Annotated in this window: 3 protein-coding genes; 1 reads left to right on the top strand and 2 read right to left on the bottom strand. The window is 68.0% G+C overall.

Going from position 1 to position 2,932, the window contains the following annotated elements; all coding sequences use genetic code 11:
• Positions 1-80: 80 nt before the first annotated feature.
• On the bottom strand, positions 81-1,220 hold the full coding sequence (locus ACWELQ_RS42620) for a DUF3068 domain-containing protein (protein WP_452402666.1): 1,140 nt from the start codon (positions 1,218-1,220) through the stop codon (positions 81-83).
• A gap of 187 nt (positions 1,221-1,407) precedes the next feature.
• On the opposite strand from ACWELQ_RS42620, the gene ACWELQ_RS42615 reads away from it, so the two are divergent.
• A complete protein-coding gene (locus tag ACWELQ_RS42615) occupies positions 1,408-2,562 on the top strand; it encodes an acyltransferase family protein (protein ID WP_452402665.1) in 1,155 nt (384 codons plus the stop codon).
• 13 nt (positions 2,563-2,575) lie between these two features.
• Here the strand turns inward: ACWELQ_RS42615 and ACWELQ_RS42610 are convergent.
• On the bottom strand, positions 2,576-2,932 hold a 357-nt coding region (locus ACWELQ_RS42610), incomplete at its 5' end, for a hypothetical protein (protein ID WP_452402664.1).

Below are 2,932 nucleotides of genomic sequence, written 5' to 3'. Positions count from 1 at the left end.
GGGGGGCGATCCCCCCGGCGGCCCGCCATTTCCCCTATCGGGCCGGGCCGCCGGGTGAACGGGGAGCCGCTGGTTCAGGTCTACGGCTGCTTGTTCATGTCGATCTGCTGGGTGGGCGGGTCGAAGCTGCCGCCGGGACCACCCGCCGGAGCCGGGGCGGGACGGCGGACCGGGGTGGACCCGTTGCCGTTCTTGCCGAGCACACCGAGCAGGACGCCGACGATCAGGAAGATCGCGGCCAGCACGCCGAGGATGATCGGCAGGATGCGGCCGTAGAGCGCCAGCTTGTCCATGTTGTCCTTGGCCACCGAGATCTGCGACTCGATGGTGTTCTCGTCGAACACCAGGGTCGACTTCAGCGCGGTCACCTCGGGCTTGTCGCCGCTGCGGGCGTAGTACAGGTGAATCTGCTCCTGGCCCTTGATGACCGTGCCGGTCTCCGGCTCGACCCACAGGTCGCGGGTGTTCGTGTAGAAGCGGTCCATGGCGACGTCGCCGTCACCGTCCACGCCCCACTTGGCGGCGGGCAGGGTCAGCCGGTTGGTCGCCGAGTTGGCGACCGAGTTGAGATCGGTGGCCGGAACGGTCATCTGGAAGTGATAGACCTTCAGGTTGTTGATCTCGGTCTCTTCGACGTAGTTGATGTCGAAGGTCTTGCGCGCGTTCAGATCGAAGTACGGGTACGTCTTCTTGTCCGTGCCGATCGGGAAGCGGTACTGGAGACCGGTGTGCTGCACCGGGTCCATGACGCTCGCGCCCTTCTTGTCGACCGTCACCGCGATCGAGCCGTTGGGGCCGCCGTCCACGGAGTCCACCGGCTCACCGGTCTTGCGGTCCACGGTGACGCGGTCGATGGTCGCCGTGAGCAGGCCGGTGTCGCCCTGCTTGTCGGTGCGACGCAGGGTCTGACCGGCCTGGATCGTCATTTCCGAAGCATTGGAGGGGTTTTCGATGGTGAGGAAGCGCTGCGAGACGAGCGGGACGTTCTGATCCACCTTCGCCGAGCCGGTGGCCGAGGTGAGCGACTTGGCGTCGAGCACCTCACTGGGAGCGCCGTTCTGCGGGTTCGTCGCGACGGTCGTGATCTCCAGGTCCAGCGGGGTCTTGGCGAGGCGGCTCACCGTATAGGTGGGGATCATGATCGCGGCGACGAGCAGCATCGCACCGATTCCCACGAGTACGCAGGCCACCGTCCTTCGGGTACCGGCACTGAGTGCCATGCAGGTTCTCCTCGTCGTCGAACACGTGATTCGTCCAGCACTACGGTCGCCGCGCAGCACTCGTGAGCCCAGACACTAACAGTCCGAGCGGTCCAAGAGTGCGGCCGAGTCAGGAAAACACCCCTAAAATCCCCCAAGTCAAATGGCGGATGCTCACATAAAGGGGTACAAGGCAGACTGGGACCCGATGACCACCACCCTGAACCCTGACGCGGGCTCGATCCCGGCCGTAGTTCCGGCCGAACTTCGGCTCGGCCGGTTCGTCCCGGCACTCGAGGGTATGCGCGCGCTGGCGGCGCTGGGCGTGGTCCTCACCCATGTGGCCTTCCAGACCGGCGCGACCGGACAGCCGTTGCTGGGCCGGGTGTGGGAGCGGTTCGACATGGCGGTCGCGGTGTTCTTCGCGCTGTCGGGCTTCCTGCTCTGGCGGCCGCACGCGACCGCGGCCCGTGGGGAAGGAAAAGCACCGAGTGCCGCGCGGTATCTGCTGCATCGCGCCGCCCGTATCCTGCCCGCGTACTGGGTGGTGGTGACCGCGGTCCTGATCCTGCTGCCGAGTGCCGCGCACACCGCCGGACTGCGGGTGTGGGTGTCCAATCTGGCGCTGTTGCAGGTATTCGTGCCCTTCACGCTGACCGACGGGCTCACCCAGATGTGGAGCCTCTCGGTGGAAGTGGCCTTCTACCTGGTCCTTCCGCTGTTGGCTTTCGCCCTGGTGTGGTTGCGCGGGCAGCGGGCGCGGTTCCGGGTCCCGGTGGTGCTCGGCCTTGGACTGGTATTCCTGAGCTGGAACTTCCTGCCTGTGCCCACCCCCGACGGCATCCACGCCGACAACTGGCTGCCCGGCTACCTGCCCTGGTTCGCGACCGGCATGCTGCTGGCGGAACTGGCCGACCTGCCCGTCCCGCGCCTGCGTCGGATCGCGGGCAACCATCTGCTGATGTGGCCGCTGGCGCTGGCGGCCCTGCTGCTCGCGACGACGGATCTGGCTGGACTCCGGGGTCTGACCCACGGTCAGCCGTGGCAGTACGCCGCCAAGATGGCGCTCGGCGCGATCATCGGCTTCGGGCTGCTGGCCCCGCTGGTGCTGCGGCCGGACCGCCCGCACCGCCTGTTGCAGAGCCGGGTGGCCGCGACCTTGGGACGCTGGTCCTACGGCATCTTCATCTGGCATCTGGCGGTGCTGTCGATCATCTTCCCGGTGTTCGGCATCATTCCGTTCCGCGGGCATTTCGTCATCGTCTACGTGCTGACGATCGCCTTCACGCTGCCGTTGGCGGCCGCCAGTTTCGCGCTCGTCGAGGAGCCCGTCCGGCAGTGGACGCGCCGCCGCTTCGGTTGAGCGGCAGGCTGATTCAGCGTTTGTCCGGCAGGGCCGCCAGGCCGACCGCGATCACCGCGACGAGGGCCGGGAACTGCACCCACAGCGAGCCACCGGCATAACCCTCGAACGATCGCCACGGTCCGGTCGAGAGCGCGGCCGCGCAGATCGCGGTGCCGCCGCCGGCGAGCGCGACCAGTATCTTGGGCCACCGGCTCGGGCCGATGTGGTCGACCAGCAACCCGATTCCGGTGAGCGCCAACGCGATCGGCCCCGCGATGAGCCCGGCCGCGGCGGCCAGACCCAGTCCGGCGACGGTCCGGCTGCGCCAGGTCCGCGGCGGCGGGCCGTCGTCGCGGACCGGGGATCGCGCAGCCCGTACTGCCAGCGC

It is taken from the genome of Nocardia sp. NPDC004722, assembly GCF_053601505.1.
This window is presented reverse-complemented; position numbering and strand designations above follow the sequence as displayed.